This is a genomic window from Bacillus sp. FJAT-27225, from assembly GCF_001685025.1.
In the GTDB taxonomy this organism is placed as follows: domain Bacteria; phylum Bacillota; class Bacilli; order Bacillales; family Cytobacillaceae; genus Bacillus_D.
Window position 1 is genome coordinate 375,872 of the sequence record NZ_MAYU01000001.1, and the last position, 18,652, is coordinate 394,523.

19 protein-coding genes are annotated in these 18,652 nt (G+C 43.6%); 10 read left to right on the forward strand and 9 right to left on the reverse strand.

Annotated elements, in window-relative coordinates; translation table 11 throughout:
• Positions 1 to 38: 38 nt before the first annotated feature.
• The 6 genes from A8F94_RS01965 to A8F94_RS01990 all read left to right on the forward strand — a co-directional run bounded on the left by A8F94_RS01965 (position 39) and on the right by A8F94_RS01990 (position 6,148).
• Entirely contained in the window at positions 39 to 845 is an 807-nt protein-coding gene (locus A8F94_RS01965) for an Fpg/Nei family DNA glycosylase (RefSeq protein WP_066194730.1), read from the forward strand.
• Between the two features lie 69 nt (positions 846 to 914).
• Positions 915 to 1,967, forward strand: coding sequence for a mechanosensitive ion channel family protein (locus A8F94_RS01970; RefSeq protein ID WP_066194869.1), 1,053 nt, complete (start codon positions 915 to 917; stop codon positions 1,965 to 1,967).
• Positions 1,968 to 2,041: 74 nt separating this feature from the next.
• Entirely contained in the window at positions 2,042 to 2,320 is a 279-nt protein-coding gene (locus A8F94_RS01975) for a DUF2188 domain-containing protein (protein ID WP_066194871.1), read from the forward strand.
• A gap of 262 nt (positions 2,321 to 2,582) precedes the next feature.
• On the forward strand, positions 2,583 to 3,335 hold the full coding sequence (locus A8F94_RS01980) for a DeoR/GlpR family DNA-binding transcription regulator (RefSeq protein WP_066194873.1): 753 nt from the start codon (positions 2,583 to 2,585) through the stop codon (positions 3,333 to 3,335).
• Complete coding sequence (pfkB, locus tag A8F94_RS01985) at positions 3,332 to 4,246, forward strand: 1-phosphofructokinase (RefSeq protein ID WP_066194875.1); 915 nt, start codon at positions 3,332 to 3,334, stop codon at positions 4,244 to 4,246. The genes A8F94_RS01980 and pfkB overlap by 4 nt, the downstream gene beginning before the upstream one ends.
• 21 nt (positions 4,247 to 4,267) lie before the next feature.
• Complete coding sequence (locus tag A8F94_RS01990) at positions 4,268 to 6,148, forward strand: PTS fructose transporter subunit IIABC (RefSeq protein WP_066194877.1); 1,881 nt, start codon at positions 4,268 to 4,270, stop codon at positions 6,146 to 6,148.
• A 275-nt stretch (positions 6,149 to 6,423) separates the two neighbouring features.
• On the opposite strand, the gene A8F94_RS01995 is transcribed toward A8F94_RS01990, so the two are convergent.
• From A8F94_RS01995 to A8F94_RS02005, 3 genes are all read right to left on the reverse strand, one after another.
• Complete coding sequence (locus A8F94_RS01995) at positions 6,424 to 6,753, reverse strand: hypothetical protein (protein WP_066194879.1); 330 nt, start codon at positions 6,751 to 6,753, stop codon at positions 6,424 to 6,426.
• A 123-nt stretch (positions 6,754 to 6,876) separates the two neighbouring features.
• The gene (locus A8F94_RS02000; RefSeq protein ID WP_066194880.1) at positions 6,877 to 7,212 is read right to left on the reverse strand and encodes a hypothetical protein; all 336 of its coding nucleotides are present in this window, start codon (positions 7,210 to 7,212) and stop codon (positions 6,877 to 6,879) included.
• Between the two features lie 125 nt (positions 7,213 to 7,337).
• On the reverse strand, positions 7,338 to 8,462 hold the full coding sequence (locus A8F94_RS02005) for an MFS transporter (protein WP_066197180.1): 1,125 nt from the start codon (positions 8,460 to 8,462) through the stop codon (positions 7,338 to 7,340).
• 415 nt (positions 8,463 to 8,877) lie between these two features.
• Here A8F94_RS02005 and A8F94_RS02010 point away from each other — a divergent pair, with 415 nt between their 5' ends.
• Both A8F94_RS02010 and A8F94_RS02015 read left to right on the forward strand, forming a co-directional pair.
• Positions 8,878 to 9,759, forward strand: a complete 882-nt coding sequence (locus A8F94_RS02010) for an arginase family protein (RefSeq protein ID WP_175384338.1) — start codon at positions 8,878 to 8,880, stop codon at positions 9,757 to 9,759.
• A 2-nt stretch (positions 9,760 to 9,761) separates the two neighbouring features.
• On the forward strand, positions 9,762 to 10,316 hold the full coding sequence (locus A8F94_RS02015) for a GNAT family N-acetyltransferase (RefSeq protein WP_066194884.1): 555 nt from the start codon (positions 9,762 to 9,764) through the stop codon (positions 10,314 to 10,316).
• Between the two features lie 33 nt (positions 10,317 to 10,349).
• On the opposite strand, the gene A8F94_RS02020 is transcribed toward A8F94_RS02015, so the two are convergent.
• From A8F94_RS02020 to A8F94_RS02035, 4 genes are all read right to left on the reverse strand, one after another.
• Entirely contained in the window at positions 10,350 to 11,990 is a 1,641-nt protein-coding gene (locus A8F94_RS02020; RefSeq protein ID WP_066194886.1) for a PhnE/PtxC family ABC transporter permease, read from the reverse strand.
• Positions 11,983 to 12,744, reverse strand: a complete 762-nt coding sequence (locus A8F94_RS02025) for a phosphonate ABC transporter ATP-binding protein (protein WP_066194891.1) — start codon at positions 12,742 to 12,744, stop codon at positions 11,983 to 11,985. The genes A8F94_RS02020 and A8F94_RS02025 overlap by 8 nt, the downstream gene beginning before the upstream one ends.
• A 15-nt stretch (positions 12,745 to 12,759) precedes the next feature.
• Positions 12,760 to 13,650 carry a putative selenate ABC transporter substrate-binding protein gene (locus A8F94_RS02030; RefSeq protein ID WP_066194893.1) on the reverse strand — a complete coding sequence of 297 codons (891 nt, stop codon included), beginning with the start codon at positions 13,648 to 13,650 and terminating at the stop codon, positions 12,760 to 12,762.
• A gap of 233 nt (positions 13,651 to 13,883) precedes the next feature.
• Positions 13,884 to 15,437: an ABC-F family ATP-binding cassette domain-containing protein gene (locus A8F94_RS02035; protein WP_066194895.1), complete on the reverse strand. Its 1,554-nt coding sequence runs from the start codon at positions 15,435 to 15,437 to the stop codon at positions 13,884 to 13,886.
• A 191-nt stretch (positions 15,438 to 15,628) separates the two neighbouring features.
• Here A8F94_RS02035 and A8F94_RS02040 point away from each other — a divergent pair, with 191 nt between their 5' ends.
• Positions 15,629 to 16,126 carry a DinB family protein gene (locus tag A8F94_RS02040; protein WP_066194897.1) on the forward strand — a complete coding sequence of 166 codons (498 nt, stop codon included), beginning with the start codon at positions 15,629 to 15,631 and terminating at the stop codon, positions 16,124 to 16,126.
• On the forward strand, positions 16,123 to 16,563 hold the full coding sequence (locus tag A8F94_RS02045; protein WP_066194899.1) for a GNAT family N-acetyltransferase: 441 nt from the start codon (positions 16,123 to 16,125) through the stop codon (positions 16,561 to 16,563). The genes A8F94_RS02040 and A8F94_RS02045 overlap by 4 nt, the downstream gene beginning before the upstream one ends.
• A 128-nt stretch (positions 16,564 to 16,691) precedes the next feature.
• Here the strand turns inward: A8F94_RS02045 and A8F94_RS02050 are convergent, their stop codons facing one another.
• Both A8F94_RS02050 and A8F94_RS02055 read right to left on the reverse strand, forming a co-directional pair.
• A complete protein-coding gene (locus A8F94_RS02050; RefSeq protein WP_066194901.1) occupies positions 16,692 to 17,990 on the reverse strand; it encodes a nucleobase:cation symporter-2 family protein in 1,299 nt (432 codons plus the stop codon).
• Entirely contained in the window at positions 17,987 to 18,580 is a 594-nt protein-coding gene (locus tag A8F94_RS02055; RefSeq protein ID WP_066194903.1) for a xanthine phosphoribosyltransferase, read from the reverse strand. The genes A8F94_RS02050 and A8F94_RS02055 overlap by 4 nt, the downstream gene beginning before the upstream one ends.
• Positions 18,581 to 18,652 lie beyond the last annotated feature (72 nt).

Genomic DNA, 18,652 nt, shown 5'->3' on the forward strand with positions numbered 1-18,652 from the left:
GTATGGTTCATGGCCGCTTTTTTATAAGGATGGATTGTATGCCAGAACTGCCTGAAATGGAGCGCTACAGAAACATACTTGGAAAGAACTTAACAGGAAAAATCATTACAGGGGTCGAGGTAAACAGGGAGAAGTCAATCAATATACCAGTTCAGGAGTTTATCGATCAGGTTGCAAACCGGACAGTCGTTGCAGTGAAGAGGCGTGCAAAGCACCTGATTTTTGAACTGGACTCCGGGAACAGCCTGCTCCTCCATTTAATGCTGGGCGGATGGATGTTTCTCGGAAATGAGGAGGAAAGCCCTGACCGGACAAAACAGGTTATTCTTTCGTTCGGGGAAGTCAATTTGTATTTTATTGGCTTGCGGCTTGGTTACCTTCATCTCCTTGAACCCGGTCAGCTACAGGAGAAACTGGCCGGCTACGGTCCGGAACCATTGGCGATTGGCCTCGATGAATTCAAGGCAAGGATTAGGATGAAAAAAGGAACGTTGAAATCACTATTTGTGGACCAAAGCTTCATTGCCGGAATTGGAAACTGTTACTCGGATGAGATTTGTTTTAAAGCTCGTCTCAATACAGCTAAAAAATCGGCCAGCTTAACTGAAACCCAAGTCACCTCTTTATTTTCGGCAATGAAACCTGTTTTGCTAAATGCACTGGAAATTGGCGGTTACATGGACGACCCTCTATTTCCTGGTGACACCAAAACAGGCCAGTATAATGACCATACCCTCGTTTACGATCGGGAGAATCAGCCCTGCAAAAGATGCGGGACAGCGATTACCAAAATTAAAGTGTCGTCAAAAAAATCATTTGTCTGCCCAAATTGCCAGGAAGACTAAGCTCCCATTCATGTTTAGCATGATGATTTCTCAGGTATAGTCCCGTAATAAGGATTTCGGGTGATCATTATGGACAATACACTTTCACTATTTAAAGACATTACTTCTGGGCGTGTAGTCACCTACATTGCCCTTTCTTTGTTAATTTTAGTGATAAACTGGATTTTAAGAAAAGCCGCTGCAAGATTTTCGAAAAAAAGTACGAACCATGAAAGGCCAGTTTTCGCCTCAGCCGTTTCGTTAATCAATTGGTTTACATTCTACGGCCTTATCCTGCTATTCCTTTTTTATTTTTACGAGACAAAATGGCTGTTTAAACCGCTTTATTCACAAGGCGGAGTCGATGTCACCTTTTTCCTGATCATTGTCGCTTTCATGATTGTTTCACTTGCACACCGGCTTGTAAAATTGTTCACAAAATATGTTCTGTCGAATGTGTATGAACAATACGGTGTTGATAGAGGCCTGGGTTTTACTATTAATCAAATTATTTATTATACTGTCATGTTTGCTGCTCTCGCGGTTAGTTTTACGAGTGTAGGCCTTGACCTTACTGCGCTTGGAGCCGTGCTCGGTGTTCTCGGTATCGGAATTGGTTTTGGGATGAGGAACGTGGCAGGTAACTTTGTTTCAGGTATTATTATACTGTTTGAACGTCCGATAGAAGTTGGGGAAGTCATCCAGATTGATGGAAAAATTGGCAGAGTTGAAAAGATTCGCCTTCGGTCAACGCTTGTGAGAACCGGAAAGGAAGGGACGCTGGTCGTACCGAATCAGTATTTTATTGAGCAAATCATTAAAAACAGGACAGATGCAAAAATGATTGCCCAGGTAAACGTCAGTGTTCTTTATGGGACTGATTCGAGGCTGGTCCATCAGCTGCTGGAAGAGGCAGTTAGTGAGGTCAAAAAGGAAACAGTGGGAATTCTTGAAACCCCGCCCGCTGAAGTCCGGTTTATCGATTTTAGGGACCAAGCAATGGAATTTATTATCGAACTTCCCGTCCTGAATTTCGAAATTAAAGAACGAGTTGAAAGCGACCTAAGGCATTCAATTTCAAAGCTTTTTTGTGAGCAAAACATTAAACTGCCTGGAAGAGAAAATTCGATTCGGAACAGTTGAAGAATCTTCCTGTTTTTAACGGTGGGGAATTAGGGTAAATACTCAATAGATCACGAAACAAGGAGGAATAGCACATGAACGACAACCACGGACGCATAAAAACCGAGGAACAAAAACAGTACTTCAAGGACCGTGCAGGCACTGATGAAGCCCGATTCCATGTGGTACCTCATGATGAAGAAGGATGGGCTGTCAAAAGAGAAGGCGAGGATACAATAGAGCTCAAAACAAGTTCACAATCTGAGGCTGTTGAGGAAGCAAAACGGCTGGCCGAGGAAGCCGGCACAATGGCCTACATCCACAATGATGAGGGCAGGATTGAAGAGCAGCATAATTATATGGATAAGAAATAACGAGGCAGGAACCCATTTCAACTAAATGGGTTCCTTTTTTTTTGAGGACATTCTGACTTTATTAAAGTTAAAAGATTTGATTAGAACGAATTTTGGGTTGGTATTGTAAAGAGTATACTCCTTTACGATGTATAGAAAACGCTCAAAATCACTCAAAGTCTCATAATGTTTGATTGTTTATGATTGTTTATGACAGATAATGATTGATTTTTGTAAACGGATTCACTATAATGAAACTGTACTTAGAAAGAGGTGCAAGAAGATGTTAACGCCAGAACGCCACCAAATCATTTTGCGGCTTATTAAGGAAAAACCTCATGTTAAAATTCAGGAAATATGTGATATTACAGGAGCCTCGGAATCAACGGTGCGCCGCGACCTGACCCAGCTCGAGCAGGAAAAATTCCTGAAACGGGTCCATGGGGGAGCTGAACGGCTGCAAGGAAAACTCCAGGAACCGAGCATGGCCGAAAAAGCTTCCAAAAACCTTCATGAAAAAATTATAATTGCCAAACGTGCTGCCGGACTGGTAGAAACAGGCGACTGTATCTATTTGGATGCAGGTTCAACAATACGTGAGATGATTCCATTTTTGCCTGAAGAGGACATTGTTGTTGTGACGAACGGGCTAATGCATTTACAGCAATTAATGGAAAAAGGGATTCAAACCTATTTAATTGGCGGATATGTTAAACAAAAGACAAATGCCATCATTGGCCGGGGGGCAGTTGAAAGCCTTGGCCAATACCGATTTGATAAATGCTTCCTCGGAGTAAATGGCATCCACCACCAGTATGGTTATACAACTCCAGATCAGGAGGAAGCCATGATAAAGCAAAAAGCATTGAATATGTCCCGCGAAGTGTTTGTTCTCGCTGACAGTACAAAGTTCTCTGAAATTGCTTTTGCAAGGGTTGCAGACCTCCATGAAGCATCCATTATTACAAACCTATTGGATCCAGAACTGGAAAGGCTCTACAGCAGCAAAACTGAAATAAAGGTTGTGACAGAATGATCTATACTTTGACGCTAAATCCATCAGTGGACTATATCGTCGGCCTGGATGAAGTCGTACTTGGCGGATTGAACAGAATCCAAGCAGAAGCAAAATTTCCTGGAGGAAAGGGCATAAATGTTTCCCTTCTTCTAAAATCGATGGGGATTGACTCAATCGCAACTGGCTTCATTGGAGGCTTTACAGGAGACTATGTAAAAAAATCCCTCGAGTCCAAAGGCATTAAAACTTCATTTATTGAAGTTGACGGAGAAACGAGAATAAACGTAAAGCTGAGGGCCCAGGAGGAAACCGAAATAAACGGTCAAGGTCCCAGTATTACCTCCAATGACCTTGAAACACTTAAAAATAGGGCAAGGAGGCTTACCAGCGGGGATATTCTCTTGCTTGCTGGCAGCATCCCAAGCAAGATGCCAAAGTCCATCTATAAAGAGCTTATTTCTATATGCAAAGAATCAGGTGCTGAGGCAGTGGTTGATGCAGAAGGTGAACTTTTGAAAACAGTTTTGCCCCATAAACCCTTTTTGATAAAACCAAATCATCACGAACTGGGGCAATTTTTCGATACCGAAATTCACTCTAGCGAAGATGCGATTCTTTTCGGAAAAAAGCTGGTAGAGTTAGGTGCCCAGAACGTCATTGTATCCCTTGGCGGTGATGGCGCCGTGTTCATTAATGAAAGAATGGCTTTGAGCGCAGCGGCTCCAAAAGGAGATGTACAAAGCACAGTTGGCTCTGGAGACTCAATGGTGGCAGGATTTTTGGCAAAGTTCATTGAGACAGACACTGTAAAGGAAGCATTCCGTTACAGTGTTGCAGCGGGAAGTGCAACAGCTTTTTCAATAGGGCTTGGGTCGAAAGAAAAGGCAGACGAATTGCTTAATCAAGTCACTATTAAAGAAATGAACTAACTAATCGGGGGAGGAAAACCTGTGAAAATCACTGAATTGCTTACAAAAGAGACCATTGTGCTCTCATTGAGCGGAAATGCAAAAAACGAAGCGATCGACCAACTTGTTGATGTTTTGTTCCAAGCGAAGAAAATTGATAATAAAGACAGCTTCAGAGAGGCAATTTTAAAAAGGGAAGCACAGAGTACGACTGGTGTGGGTGACGGAATCGCCATTCCCCATGCCAAGACCTCGTCTGTCAAACAGGCTGCAATTGCTTTTGGTAAATCTGAATCAGGAGTTGACTATCAATCGCTTGATGGTCAGCCTGCTCACTTGTTCTTCATGATTGCAGCTCCAGAAGGGGCAAACAATACCCATCTTGAAGCACTCGCAAGATTGTCCGGCATTCTGATGCGCCCGGAAGTTCGAGAGCAAATTATGGCAGCGAATACAAAAGAAGATGTGATTCGCGTAATTGACAGCTATGACCAGGATGAAGAAGAGAAAGAAACTCCAAACGAATCGAAAAGGGAGTTTGTCGTTGCCGTTACAGCCTGCCCAACAGGTATTGCTCATACGTATATGGCAGCAGATGCATTAAAGGCAAAAGCAGCTGAACTAGGAATCGATATCAAGGTCGAAACAAATGGCTCAGGAGGAGCAAAAAACGTATTAACGAAAGAGGATATTGAAAATGCCTCAGCTGTTATTGTTGCTGCTGATACAAAGGTTGAAATGGACCGGTTCTCTGGAAAGCCAGTTATTGAAGCACCGGTTGCGGACGGCATCCGCAAACCGAAGGAGCTGATCGATAGGGCAGTAAGGAAGGATGCTCCAATCTATAAAGGCAGCGGCAACACAGGAAGCTCTCATGCAAAGAATGACAAGCCTAAATCGATTGGCGGTACCATTTACAAGCACCTCATGAACGGTGTTTCCAACATGCTTCCATTTGTCGTCGGCGGAGGAATTTTGATTGCTTTGTCGTTTATGTTTGGCCATAACGCTTTTAATCCTGAAGACCCAAGCTACCATCCTATTGCGAAAGCATTGATGGATATTGGAGGAGGAAACGGGGCATTCAGCCTGCTCGTTCCCATTCTTGCAGGATTTATCGCAATGAGCATTGCTGACAGACCAGGTTTTGCGCCAGGCGCAGTGGCTGGCGTGCTAGCCAACGTCGGTGGTGCTGGTTTCCTTGGTGGCCTGGTAGCCGGTTTCCTTGCAGGATATTTGGTAGTCGGATTGAAAAAGGCTTTTGCAAATTTGCCAAGATCACTTGAAGGTATTAAAACAATCTTGCTTTATCCGTTATTTGGTATTGGATTATCAGGCTTCCTGATGGTTTTCCTAATTAATAAACCAGTTGGAGCCCTTAACACAGCGATAACAGAATGGCTTTCCGGACTTGGTACGGGGAATGCAGTTCTGCTTGGGGCAGTTGTTGGATTAATGATGGCTTTTGATATGGGCGGGCCGGTTAACAAAGCAGCCTACTTATTTGGAACCGGATTGATTGCAAACGGAGTATTCGAGCCAATGGCAGCAATTATGGCAGCAGGAATGGTCCCTCCTCTTGGTATTGCACTGGCGACAACTTTCTTTAAAAAGAAATTCACTTCACAGGAAAGGGACGCAGGCAAGGCGAACTATATTATGGGAGCTTCTTTTATTACAGAAGGCGCAATTCCATTTGCCGCAGGAGATCCATTAAGGGTAATTCCTGCATCGATGGCTGGGGCAGCAGTGACAGGAGCACTGTCGATGGCATTTGGGATTGGACTCAAAGCACCACACGGCGGAGTGTTCGTTGTTCCTCTCGTCGATGGTTCATGGCCGATGTATTTACTCGCAATCGTTGCAGGCTCTGCCGTTACTGCCATCCTGCTCGGAGTGTTGAAAAAGAGGATTGAAGGTTAAAAGAAAAGAAGGCGGCAGGCCCAACCTGTCGTCATTTTCTTTTTCTGAGAAATTGTAGTAGAAAGAAGGAGGGAGGGGACGTGCAATTTGGAGCGGCTTCGAAAAGCGTTTCTAGCAGAACTAATCTTGTAAAATCACATCTCGCAAGCTATTACTAAACCGAAAAGCTCCGGGAAACCGCCCATAATGTTATGAATGACAAAACCAACAGTGTAGAATGGCTGCTGCCGGGTTCCATTCATTATTAAACGAGGTAATCCATCCTAAAAGGCGAACTATATGTACCGCGGGTTTTCTTGGTTTTGCTTAGCTTTCGGCTCAAACAGCTCCCTGTGTGAATCCAAATAAAAGGACAATTGCAACGTAATGAAAATGTCCAGGCCAAGGAATACTCCATTGGTTAAAACCCCTAGCGCCTGGGTTACCTCATTGTCAGCAGTAAAGATCCACCAAAGACATGAAGAACCAAGAATAAAGAAAGCGATAAAAAACGTTTGAAGTACTATTTCCCCAGGTCTTTCTTCAGCCTTAGCTTGTCTAAACACGTGAATAAGTGAGCAAATCAAAGTTAAGACAAGTAGTCCAATGTAAAGGGCAATTCGCATTGATCTATCACCTCCTTGCTATTCTTCCTTTATTATACAAAAACATTTTACAAGAAACCCATTAAATTGTTCCGAATCTATGAAAGTTTGAATATTTAAAAATCCCTCTCAACTGAGAGGGAACTACGGAACTTGGCGATAAGTATAGTCTTTATATTTAATTTCTTTGAAGGTGCCAGCTGGCTGGCTGTTGATGATGTTTCCAGCTGAGTCCTTTGTAATTTCATATTCCTCATACCGCTCTATTAAATAACCGCCACTTTCCAGTTTTTCAACTAGTCTGTATTCAAATTCAGTCATTCGGACAGTCGGCTTGGAAACGGCAACTCGCGAGACAGAGGGAGTATCTTTTTCAACATAGTAATTTTCATTCAGAAACGAGTAGGGGGATTCCAAATAGGCCATACAAGCCAATACAACAGCCAGTCCTATTAAACTGAGATTTTTTCCTGCCGCCATAATACCACCTCTTCCTTGGATAACCTTGTACCACTATATGCCCAAGAATTTAATTTATGGCTTTATTAAAATAATTCTCCTCTAACAATGAAAAAGCAGCCCCAATTCGGGAGCTGCCTGGTTGCTTATAGTGATGTTTCGGCTTGTTTGGAATGATAAATCTGGTATAGTACTAGGGCAAACGCGGAAAGTATCACTCCTGTAATGTATGGCAAACCGATGGAAACAGAATAAAGCAGGCCGCCAAGCGGGGGACCAAGTATTCTCCCCAATGAATCAAACGATGACAACAGCCCAGTCACACTTCCATGTCCTGACTTCACTGTCTTTGTCAGGATTGTTGAAACACTAGGCCTTATAACACCATTTCCTATCCCAAAAATACTTAAGAATATTGCTGCAGTCACGAAATTGTTCACCAGCAGGATCAGCGCGAATCCTATTGCAGATACAATGATTCCGCCCTGAATGACTCTTCCTTCTCCAAACTTTTTTGTCAAAGTCCCAATTAATCCACCCTGAACAACAGCCCCGGCTAACCCCATGATCATGAATATGTAGCCAAGGTGTATCGTATCCAGCCCGGCTTTTTTTGCCGCAAAGTAGGCAAATGTTGCTTCAAGGCCGGCAAGGGACACTGAAATAAAAAACTGAAGAAAATACAAAATTCCGGATGTGCCCTGTAAAGCAGAATAAAAGGGCGCCTTTTTGATAGGCTGGGCTGCTCTCGATTCTTTCGTTGAGGACTCTTTTAAAAATAAAGCAACCAGAATGAACGTTATGATGGATAAGCTTCCGGCAATCGTAAAAGGAAGGCTCAAGCTTGTTTTGGAAAAAATACCGCCTATTGCGGGGCCGAATACAAAACCAAGTCCTACAGCAGCCCCAATGATTCCCATCCCTTTATTTCGATTTTCAGGCGTAGTAACATCCGCAACATACGCCATTGTTGTTGGCATGTTTGCCGAAGAAAGAAGTCCCCCGATAATACGGGCAGCAAACAGCATCCATAAAGATTGGGCACTGGCCATCATAAAAAAGGAAATCGCAAGCCCAGCTATTCCGGCAAGCATGACTGGCTTTCTGCCGATCTTATCGGATATTCTTCCCCAAACCGGCGAAAAAACCAATTGCATTAAGGAATAAACTGCCATAAGAAACCCAAGTTCAGCGGGGCTTCCGCCTAGCTCTTCTGCGTAAAACGGAAGGACAGGGATTATGATCCCGAATCCAGCCATCACCAAAAACATAATCAGAAACAAAATGGGCAGTGCTCGTTTTGTTTCAACCACAAAATCACCCCTAAGCCAGCAGGAACTATCGATGTAAAATGGAGCCTGCCTTAGAAAATTAATCCGTACACAATACAGATAAGTTAATCTTATATTCTATAGGTCAAAAGTCAACTTATTAGCGAGAATTGAATGTAAATCTTACAAAAAAACATTTTTTTGCCATTGAAATGAATGAGAGGTTTTTACTTGCATATCATACTGATAGTTTAAAGATAGCAGGTGATAGCAACATGATAGAAGCACAACAATTTGAAGGATTGCTTGAGAAATAGGTTTCTATACATATCAGGATTTTAGGTGAATGTCCGACCACATCTAAATTTGTACCTCGCAGGAAAATTCTATTATGATGGTTTCAGGGGGGATGGAAATGGATATCAGTATATTTGGCATACCAAGCTCTATGGGAGCATTATACGAAGGTACAGAGCAGGCGCCTGGGATAATCAGGAAAGCTGGCCTTAAACAGAAACTTAGCGAAAATGGACATACGGTTGTTGATAAAGGAGACTTACTTTTTAATCAAAACTTGCAGCGCCATAATAGCACTCCAGTCCGAAATTGGCCTGCACCAAGGGCCCTCTGGGATGCTATATTGGAAAAAGCTGAGGAGCTTTTTGTACCCGGAACATTTTCAATCATACTTGGCGGTGATTGCAGCATTGAGGTTGGAACCTTTTCGGCCTTTCAGAAGGTTTACGGTGAGGAGAGTTATCTTCTCGTTGTAGATGGCCATTATGATACGGTTGCGCCCAGTGAAGACAGGTGTATAGGGGCTGCTGGAATGGGGCTTTGGTTCCTGACACAGGATGACACCATGTGGTCAGCGGGAAAAATTGCCTCTGACAAAATCAAAGTGGTGGGGATTCACACACCAGGTGAAACTCTTGGAATTGAATCGATTGCATATGACCAGCTCACTGTACCTTCTGGTATGGACCGGATTAAGACTTTGCTTAAGACCATCCCTGTCCATTCATCGATCTTTCTTCATTTCGATGTTGATGTGATGCATGAATCCATCATGCCTGCCGCTTATTCTCCAAGTAAATCAGGCCTGGATTTAGAACGGACAAAAGAGTTGATGGCGGCATTGCTTGCTGATAATCGAGTCAAAGGGATTGAGGTCACCGAGTTTGCAGCAAACAAACCAGGAAGTGAGGACAGCGCGAAGATTATCATTGAATTACTGGAACTTCTCCCTGTTTATGACAACCAGCCTGAATCCACCAGAAATGGGATGATCAAGTGAAGATGGGACGACTAGTTACGATAAAACCTATATCGCCTGATGATCTGCCAGTACTTTGGGAGATGATTTACGGTGAAGAAGAGCCCGAATGGAAAAAATGGGATGCGCCATACTTTCCATTAAAGAGATTTGAAAAAGAAGAATATATAATTAGTATGAACATCCTGATGGAAGAAGGCCTTGATACAAGGTGGGGGATATGGGCGGATGGAAAGATCATCGGGACAGTTTCCTATTACTGGGAACATAAGCCGTCCCACTGGCTTGAAGCGGGAATTGTCATCTACGATCCTGCCTACTGGAATGGAGGCTACGGAACCGAGGCCTTTAAGCTTTGGATTAGCCATCTCTTTGAGACAATGGAACTACATAGGATTGGATTTACAACCTGGTCAGGAAATAAACGGATGATGAAAGTGGGCGAGAAGCTGGGAATGGTCATGGAAGCCAGGATTCGAAAAGCGCGAATATATCAGGGGGAGTTTTTCGACTCGATAAAGATGGGCATTTTGAAAGAAGAATGGGAAGAAATCCATCATGAGAAAAGAACGCTGTAGGCCATGCCTACAGCGTTTAGTATTGAATACTATTTATTTCACAGATTTTCTGGCAGTTTCGGAAGCGAAATCGGCAATCATGACTAGAATCATATAGCAGATCAAAAGCAGCGTCAATTCAGAGTAATGGAAGAAGCTCATGCTTAGCTTGAATTGCATGCCGAGGCCGCCTGCGCCTACGAAGCCAACAACAATGGTTGTCCTCATAATCACTTCCCAGCGGTATAAAATATACGTCAGGAACTTTGGCATGACAGCAGGGATCACTCCGTAAAATAAACTTTGCCATTTGGAAGCACCCGCACTGGCAAGGTTTCGCACAGGACGTCCGTCCATATCTTCAATGACCTCGGCCCATAGTTTCCCCAGGATTCCGAAATTATGAAGAGCCAGAGCGATTGCTCCAGGCAGTATCCCAGGTTTAAAGATAAACACAATCATCATCGCCCAAACCAGTTCCGGAACGGCTCTGGAAAAGATATACGATAGACGAACAAGGCCATACAAAATCCAATTGTACCAGCGCTTAGTTGTCGTCAAGCTTCCGTCAGCAATATTCCGCGCAGCTGGTATGACGGTCAGGAAAGCAGCAATCGTTGCAAAGCCAATTGCCATAATGCTCATCTCGAGCGTTTCCCACGTTAGCTTTAATGCGTTTTTCCAGCTCTCTGCATCAGCGAAAGCTGGTGTTTCCTCCCCGGCACCAAGCATTCCGCCAAAGAAAGCTGATGCATAAGCTGCATTTTCTTTTGTAAAAAGAGCAGACAGGCTGGCATCTTCGGAAACATAAATATAACTCCATGTAGTGGCAATAAGCATGGCCGCAAAAATTGCAGAAGACCGGCCGGTTACCAGGATCTTCTTTTTCCCCTTTTCTAGAAGCGCTCTTCGAACAAGGCTGCTCCATACGTCTACCAAAATTACCAATAGAATCAGGAAGTAAACATATGTCCATACCTGCTCGTATTTCAAGTCAGCCAGGGCTAATTGAATTTGATAGCCGAGGCCTCCGAGCCCAATAAAGCTCATGATGGCAGAAGACCGGATTGCACATTCAAAACGGTACATTGTATAGCTTATGATATCGGCGCGGACCAATGGCAAATAGCCATAAAAAAGCAGCTGCAGCCGCGATGCACCCGCAGTCTTCAAGGCCTCAATCGGCTGGGCAGGAACGTCGGTGAGCATATCGGCAAAAATTCTTCCAAGAATCCCGCCATACGGAATAGCAAGCGCGAAAATGGCCGCATAAGGCGAGAGACCGACAGCAGCTACAAAGAGCCATGCCCAGACGAGCTCATGTATGGAACGGGTAAAGCCAAGAATCCCCCTAAAAAAGAGCTTGGTGAAAAACCGGGACCCCTTTCCATTTGTAAGAACTCCTGAAGCTAGAACTCCTGCAATAAATGCATATACAATTGCAAGCGACATTCCTGCAGTTGCATATGCGAGTGTCAGCCACGATGATTCAACGCCAAGCTTCAGTATTTCAGGGGAAAGGGAGGGAGAGACGAGACCCTCCAAAATCTGGACAATCATGGCCCCGCCACCGGCATGAATTAGATCAGACCCCCACTCAACTGAAAATAGGCTCAAAATGAAAACTAAAGCCAGAACAGCCGTCAATGTAAGCCGTTTATGGCGGATTGGTGTTGAGTGGATTGTTTTATTCATTTTCAGGCAGCTCCTTTAACCGATAGAGAACCTGAAGAAGAGAGTCGGTTACCTGTTCTGATGGCAGATCAAAGAATATTTCACCATTTTTTAAACCAATGATTCTGGTGAAATATTTGCGGGCATATTCCACAGAATGCAAGCTGGCAATCAGTGTTTGTTTCTCATCCGAGACAATGGAGGCCAGGATGGCTAGAACATCCTCGGCACGAGCCGGGTCCAGCGATGCCACCGGCTCATCGGCCAGGACGATTTCGGGTTTTTGGACGAGAAGTCTTGCAAGAGCCACTCGCTGCTGTTCGCCGCCGGATAGTGTTGATGTTTCCTCAAGCGCCTTGTCCTCCAATCCCACTCGCTTAAGTGCCTCCAATGCAAGCCCTTTTTCTTGTGGAAAAAGAAGCGAAAGGAGAGATTTCGCAACACTCCATTCGGACAATTTCCCAGCCAGGACATTATGGATAACTGGGAGCTGGCCAACCAGGTCGAATTGCTGGCGGATAACGCCGACCTTCCTCGCAAACTCTTTACCGCTTTTAAATGAAAATCTCGGTTTGCCATCAATTATCCATTCGCCTGAATCGGGCTCCACAGTCCCGGCAATCGTATTGAGGAGGGTGGTTTTCCCTGCACCGCTTGGCCCAATCAAGGCAACACGTTCACCTTTCTCAATAACAAAAGAAAGGGAAGATAATGCTATCTTCCGCCCAAATGTTTTCGTTATATTATTTGCTTCTAATATCGGGGCTTTCGCCATTTTCTATCACACCATTTACTTAATGATCTTCAATTCCTTTGCAACCTTTTCAATCGCTTGATAATTCTCGTTATTTGTCTCAACGAATTTGTCAGTAGCGAACATATCAAGTCCTTCCAATTCTTCAGCAGTCATAGAAAGGAGTGCATCCTTAAGAGCTTTCTTTGTTTCGCCATCCATTTTATTGATTGTCCAATTATAATCATAGTAAGGAGGGGTTGTATAGAAGACGCGGACTTTGTTTGTATCCACCTTTTTCTCCGCTACAGCCGTTTCCCACACAGCTATATTCAGAGCACCAGCCTTAAACGCACCGGATTCAACCAATTTATACGTTGTATCATGAGAACCCGAGAAGTTAGGTTGTCCATCAAAGTCTTTTGCTGCATCAATGCCTTCTTCCATTAAAAAGTAACGAGGCATCAAATGTCCAGAAGTTGAGCTTTCGCTTCCGAATGTGAACGTCTTTCCTTTCAAATCAGCAAGGGAATTGATGCTAGCATCATTTGTAATGAAAACAGATTTGAACTCCGCATCGCGAGGCCTTTGTGCAATTGCTTCTGCTTCTGGAACCAGGTTTCTTGCCTGAACCCCAGTAAGTCCGCCAAACCAGGCAAGATGTATTTCACCGCGCTGGAATGCCGTCACGAGTGCCGCATAGTCAACTGATGGAACAAATTCAACCTTCATGCCAGTTTTTTCTGAAAGGGTTTTTGCTACAGATTCCATGTTGCTGTTCAATTCGGTTGCACTTTGGTCAGGAATCGCACCAATCTTGATAACTTGTTCTTCTTTCTTTTCTTCTTTATTTCCGCTTGCATTGTTTTTTGATTCATCAGTTCCGCCGCATGCTGCTAAAGTCAGTACAAACAGGGAAGCGAGGATCAATGATAGCCATTTTTTCATGTTGGTTCCTCCGATAATGATTGTTTAACGTTATTGTAACGTTGGTTAACGAAGTTTATTGTACATGATAAAGCTGTTTAATACGCCATATTAACACTATTGCCACAATTCAAATTCACGATAAGTGGTTTGCTATTATATCGGTTTTTTCGATAGATACCAATCTTATTGAACCTCATATCGACACAAAAAACCCGCGTAATCGATTATTACGCGGGGACAGTGAAACTTTATTAATTAGCTTTTTGAGACCATTCTTCAACATCCCAAACCCTAGTAACCCAGCCTTCATAAAAATCTGGCTCGTGGCAGACGAGAACAACAGTCCCTTTGTAATTTTTCAAGGCACGCTGCAGTTCTTCCTTTGCTGTGACATCAAGATGGTTGGTTGGCTCGTCAAAGAGAATCCAGTTGCTTTCATGCATCATCAACTTGCAAAGCCGGACCTTTGCCTGTTCACCACCGCTTAACTGGCTTAACGGACGGGAAATGTGTTCATTCTTTAGTCCGCAGCGGGCAAGAGCGGCACGCACCTGATGCTGGTCAAGCGATGGAAACTCATTCCACACATCTTCAATCGGAGTACTATTCATTGCTTTTACTTCCTGCTCGAAATAAGAAGGAAAGAGGAAGTCACCGTGTTCGATTTTCCCGCCCAGCGGCTGAATCTTTCCAAGCATCGTCTTCAGCAATGTCGATTTTCCAACCCCATTGCAACCAACGATGGCAATTTTTTCACCTTTTTCAATCACCATATCCATTTTTGGCAAAAGTGGCTGGTTATAGCCAATTTCCAAATCCTTTGCTTCGAAAACAAAGCGGCTGCTGCTTCTCGCTTCCTTGAATTCAAAGGTAGGTTTCATCGCCGTTTCCGGGCGATCGATCCGCTCCATCCGATCAAGCTGTTTTTGGCGGCTTTTCGCGCGTCCGGTTGTTGAGTAACGCGCTTTGTTCTTGGCTATGAATTCTTCTTGCTTTTTGATGAATTCCTTCTGCTTTTCATATGCATAAATATGCTGGTTCTTATTAATTTCGGCCAGCTCGAGGAACTTTTCATACGATGCCGTGTAACGGGTCAGCTTCGAAAACTCGAGATGGAAGATTGTATTTGATACGGAATTCATGAACTCCGTATCATGGGAGATTAATAGGAACGCATACGGATATTCTTTCAAATAACCGCTAAGCCAGCGGATATGCTCTACATCAAGATAGTTGGTCGGTTCGTCAAGGAGCAGCACTTTTGGCTGTTCAAGGAGTAGCTTTGCGAGCAAAACTTTGGTCCTTTGTCCGCCGCTCAACGCTGCAACATCACGGTCAAGTCCGATTGCATCAAGTCCAAGTCCTCGGGCAGCTTCTTCTATTTTAATATCGAGCGTATAGAATCCGCCTGCTTCAAGAGCATCCTGGATTTCACCCATTTGCTCGAGAAGTGCTTCAAGCTCTTCCGGAGTAGCATCAGCCATTTTTGCTGTAACCTCGTTCAGCTCTTTTTCTTTTTCAAAGAGAGGAAGGAAAGCATCGCGCAGCACATCCCGCATCGTCCGGCCAGGCGTCAGGATCGTATGCTGGTCGAGGTACCCGTACTCTGTACCCGGAGTCCATTCTACCTTACCGCTATCATGGATCAGCTGGTTTGTAATTATATTCATTAAAGTCGATTTGCCGACGCCATTTGCACCAACAAGTCCGACGTGGTCTTCAGCAAGCAAACGGAAGGACACATCCTTAAAAAGTGTTCTATCCCCAAATGTATGACTAAGATTTTCTACCGTTAATAATGCCATTTCTTTGTTATCCTCACTTCATTCGAAAATTTTACCCATTTTACTATCATACAAGATTTTCGGTAAAACTTCTATAGGTTCTGTGGCAATGCAGGCTGCCATTGTTTTCAATTAAGATAACAGTAAAAAAAGAGCGAAAAAAAGGGATAGTTTGCCAATGAAGAGAATTACATATTAAAAGGAGGAATTTAATGAAAAAATTATTCGAATACAATTGGGAGGTACGCAAGGAGTGGCTTGAGTGGTGCAAAACTGTCCCTGAGGAAGAACTTCACAAAAAAAGAACTGGCGGCCTAGGTACCATCTACAGGACCCTCCTGCACATCATTGAGGTTGAAGGAGACTGGATGAAGGATGTCAAGGGGGAGAAAATAACTGAATTAAACTATGATCACTTTCGGACTGTGGACGATTTAATCCACTACTCGGATGAGATTATTGCAGAAACAGAAATTATTCTTTCCGACTATAAATATCAGATGGATAACCAGCCAATAAGATGCGCAAATTCAGACGGCAGCTATAGCACATTTGCCTTTGGAGAAATACTCCGTCATGTTATTGCGCATGAAATCCACCACATGGGCCAGCTTTCGATATGGGCGCGGGAAGTTGGAAAAAAACCAATAAACGCTAATTTAGTAAACAGAGGGCTTTATCATGTGGAGGGAGAAGGGAATAGGGTATGAGTGTGAAACTAGTTTCCTTAACAAGGGATAACTGGGAGGATTGTGCAAATTTAACTGTCAATGAGGAACAAAAGCGTTTCATGGCATCTAATCTTTATTCAATTGCAGAAGTTCAGTTCCTGCCTAACTTTGAGGCTTTTGGAATCGATAATGGGGGAAAAATGGTTGGATTTGCAATGGCAGGCCTCGATCCGGATGATAACAATTATTGGATTTATCGATTTATGATTGATTCCACTTGCCAGGGGAAGGGATATGGAAAAAAAGGCTTAGAAACATTAGTGAATATGCTGAAAGAAAAGGAAGGCTGCCACAAAATCATGGTTGGATTCCACCCTGAAAACACAGTTGCACAAAAGCTATACAACGCAGCAGGATTTGTCGATGAAGGTATCGCGCCTTGGGGTGAAAAACTAGCTTGTTTGCACGTACGATGACGACTGAACTTTTGTTCAGATATTCATGAATGAAATTTCAGCAGGATTAAATTATTTCATCAGGAGTGAATAACCTTTCAGTAAATATAAAAAAGATGGACGCCTGTCAGTCGGCGTCCATCTTTCGATTATGCTGCTTTAGCTACTTCAACCTGCTTCGGGCTGGCCTTAAATACATTGAATACAAGGTTTAGGACAATTGCAGTAAAGCTTCCAGCAACAATGCCATTGTTTGTCAGGATTTTCACTCCTTCAGGAAGCTGGCTAAACAAATCAGGTACGACTGTGACACCAAGGCCGATGCCTACTGAACAGGCGATAATCAGCAGGTTTTCCTGTGAAGCAAACTCAACTTTGCTTAACATCTTGATACCGTAGGCAATAACCATTCCGAACATTGCCACCATCGCACCGCCAAGGACTGCGGTAGGAATAACTGTTGTCAACGCAGCAATTTTAGGAACAAGCCCAAGAACAACAAGCATTCCACCTACTGTATATATAACTTTCTTGCTTTTTACACCTGACAACTGAACTAGTCCGACATTCTGTGAATACGTAGTATACGGGAAGGCATTGAAAAGCCCGCCTAATACAATCGCTAGTCCTTCTGCACGATAACCCTTTGCCATATCCTTTTCAGTTAGTTTTCTTTCACAAATATCACCTAGGGCAAAATAGACGCCTGTAGCCTCAACTATTCCAACCATCGCTACAAGAATCATCGTCAAGATCGGAATAGCATGGAATTCCGGTACCGCAAAGTAGAACAGTTCAGGCAATTTCACCCAGGAAGCTTCACCGACTGCTGAGAAATCCACCTTTCCTAAAAAAGAAGCGGCTATCGTACCAGCAACAATGCCGAGTAAAATCGAAATAGATTTAAAGAATCCCTTGGCAAAACGATACATCATGAGAATGAAGAGAAGAGTCCCGAAAGATAGAGCAATATTTGTAAAAGATCCAAAATCAGCACTGCCCTGGCCGCCTGCCATATCGTTCATTGCCACAGGTATAAGAGTAATACCGATAATCGTAACGACTGAACCCGTAACAACCGGCGGGAAAAATTTTAAAATCTTGCTATAAAATCCTGCTGTTAGCAATATGAATAAACCTGCGGCGATAATGGCACCGTAAATCGAACCTAGGCCGTATGAATGGCCGATTGCAATCATCGGTCCAACTGCAGTAAATGTACAGCCAAGCACAATTGGCAGCCCAATGCCAAAGAACCTGTTTTGCCAAACTTGTAGAATTGTAGCAATTCCACACATGATGATATCGATAGAGACGAGATAAGTCAGCTGGGCGCTAGTCATCCCTAATGCACCGCCAACAATCAGTGGAACAATTACAGCTCCCGCATACATAGCAAGCACATGCTGAATGCCTAATGAGGCCGTTTTCGCAATCCCTGTTTTCATAGTATTATTTCCTCCATTTCATTAGCAAAGGTGACTTCTTTATTTTCCAAAGAAGTGATTCTGGCAAGGGATTCAACTCGGATTCCCTTTTCTCTCAGTAGTTTACCGCCATTCTGGAATGCTTTTTCAATGACAATCCCAATCCCAGTGACTGTTGCGCCAGCCTCTTCCGCAATCTTTACAAGAGCAAGGGCAGCCTGGCCATTGGCGAGAAAATCATCAATAATGAGCACTCGGTCATCCGGGCTTATATATTTCGACGCAACCGAGATTTCTGTTTCTTCTTTTTTTGTAAAAGAGTAGACACTTGCTGTAAGCAGACCATCAATGAGAGTAAGAGACTTTCTTTTTCTTGCAAAAACAACAGGTACTCCCAATTGCAGACCAGCCATAACCGCTGGGGCAATTCCTGAAGATTCTATAGTAAGTATTTTTGTGATGCCCAGAGACCTGAAGCGGCTTGCAAATTCTTTGCCGATTGCGCTCATCAGTTCTGGGTCGATCTGATGGTTTAAGAATGAATCGACCTTCAATACATCCTTTGAAAGGACAATCCCATCCGAGACAATTTTCTGCTTTAAACTATCCATAATTCCTCCTGACAGACACTGTATAACGCAAAAAGCCCAAAAGCATGTCCCCGGAAACCAGGGGGCAGTGCT

Coding starts and splice junctions, on each gene's coding strand:
- A8F94_RS02050 (WP_066194901.1), bottom strand. CDS start 17,990: ATGAAAACAGGGATTGCGAAAACGGCCTCATTAGGCATTCAGCATGTG.
- A8F94_RS02030 (WP_066194893.1), bottom strand. CDS start 13,650: ATGAAAAAATGGCTATCATTGATCCTCGCTTCCCTGTTTGTACTGACT.
- A8F94_RS02025 (WP_066194891.1), bottom strand. CDS start 12,744: ATGGCGAAAGCCCCGATATTAGAAGCAAATAATATAACGAAAACATTT.
- A8F94_RS02005 (WP_066197180.1), bottom strand. CDS start 8,462: ATGTTTTTGGTGATGGCTGGATTCGGGATCATAATCCCTGTCCTTCCG.
- A8F94_RS02045 (WP_066194899.1), top strand. CDS start 16,123: ATGAGTGTGAAACTAGTTTCCTTAACAAGGGATAACTGGGAGGATTGT.
- A8F94_RS01970 (WP_066194869.1), top strand. CDS start 915: ATGGACAATACACTTTCACTATTTAAAGACATTACTTCTGGGCGTGTA.
- A8F94_RS01980 (WP_066194873.1), top strand. CDS start 2,583: ATGTTAACGCCAGAACGCCACCAAATCATTTTGCGGCTTATTAAGGAA.
- A8F94_RS01965 (WP_066194730.1), top strand. CDS start 39: ATGCCAGAACTGCCTGAAATGGAGCGCTACAGAAACATACTTGGAAAG.
- A8F94_RS01975 (WP_066194871.1), top strand. CDS start 2,042: ATGAACGACAACCACGGACGCATAAAAACCGAGGAACAAAAACAGTAC.
- A8F94_RS02010 (WP_175384338.1), top strand. CDS start 8,878: ATGGATATCAGTATATTTGGCATACCAAGCTCTATGGGAGCATTATAC.
- A8F94_RS02000 (WP_066194880.1), bottom strand. CDS start 7,212: ATGGCGGCAGGAAAAAATCTCAGTTTAATAGGACTGGCTGTTGTATTG.
- A8F94_RS02055 (WP_066194903.1), bottom strand. CDS start 18,580: ATGGATAGTTTAAAGCAGAAAATTGTCTCGGATGGGATTGTCCTTTCA.
- pfkB (WP_066194875.1), top strand. CDS start 3,332: ATGATCTATACTTTGACGCTAAATCCATCAGTGGACTATATCGTCGGC.
- A8F94_RS02015 (WP_066194884.1), top strand. CDS start 9,762: ATGGGACGACTAGTTACGATAAAACCTATATCGCCTGATGATCTGCCA.
- A8F94_RS02040 (WP_066194897.1), top strand. CDS start 15,629: ATGAAAAAATTATTCGAATACAATTGGGAGGTACGCAAGGAGTGGCTT.
- A8F94_RS02035 (WP_066194895.1), bottom strand. CDS start 15,437: ATGGCATTATTAACGGTAGAAAATCTTAGTCATACATTTGGGGATAGA.
- A8F94_RS02020 (WP_066194886.1), bottom strand. CDS start 11,990: ATGAATAAAACAATCCACTCAACACCAATCCGCCATAAACGGCTTACA.
- A8F94_RS01995 (WP_066194879.1), bottom strand. CDS start 6,753: ATGCGAATTGCCCTTTACATTGGACTACTTGTCTTAACTTTGATTTGC.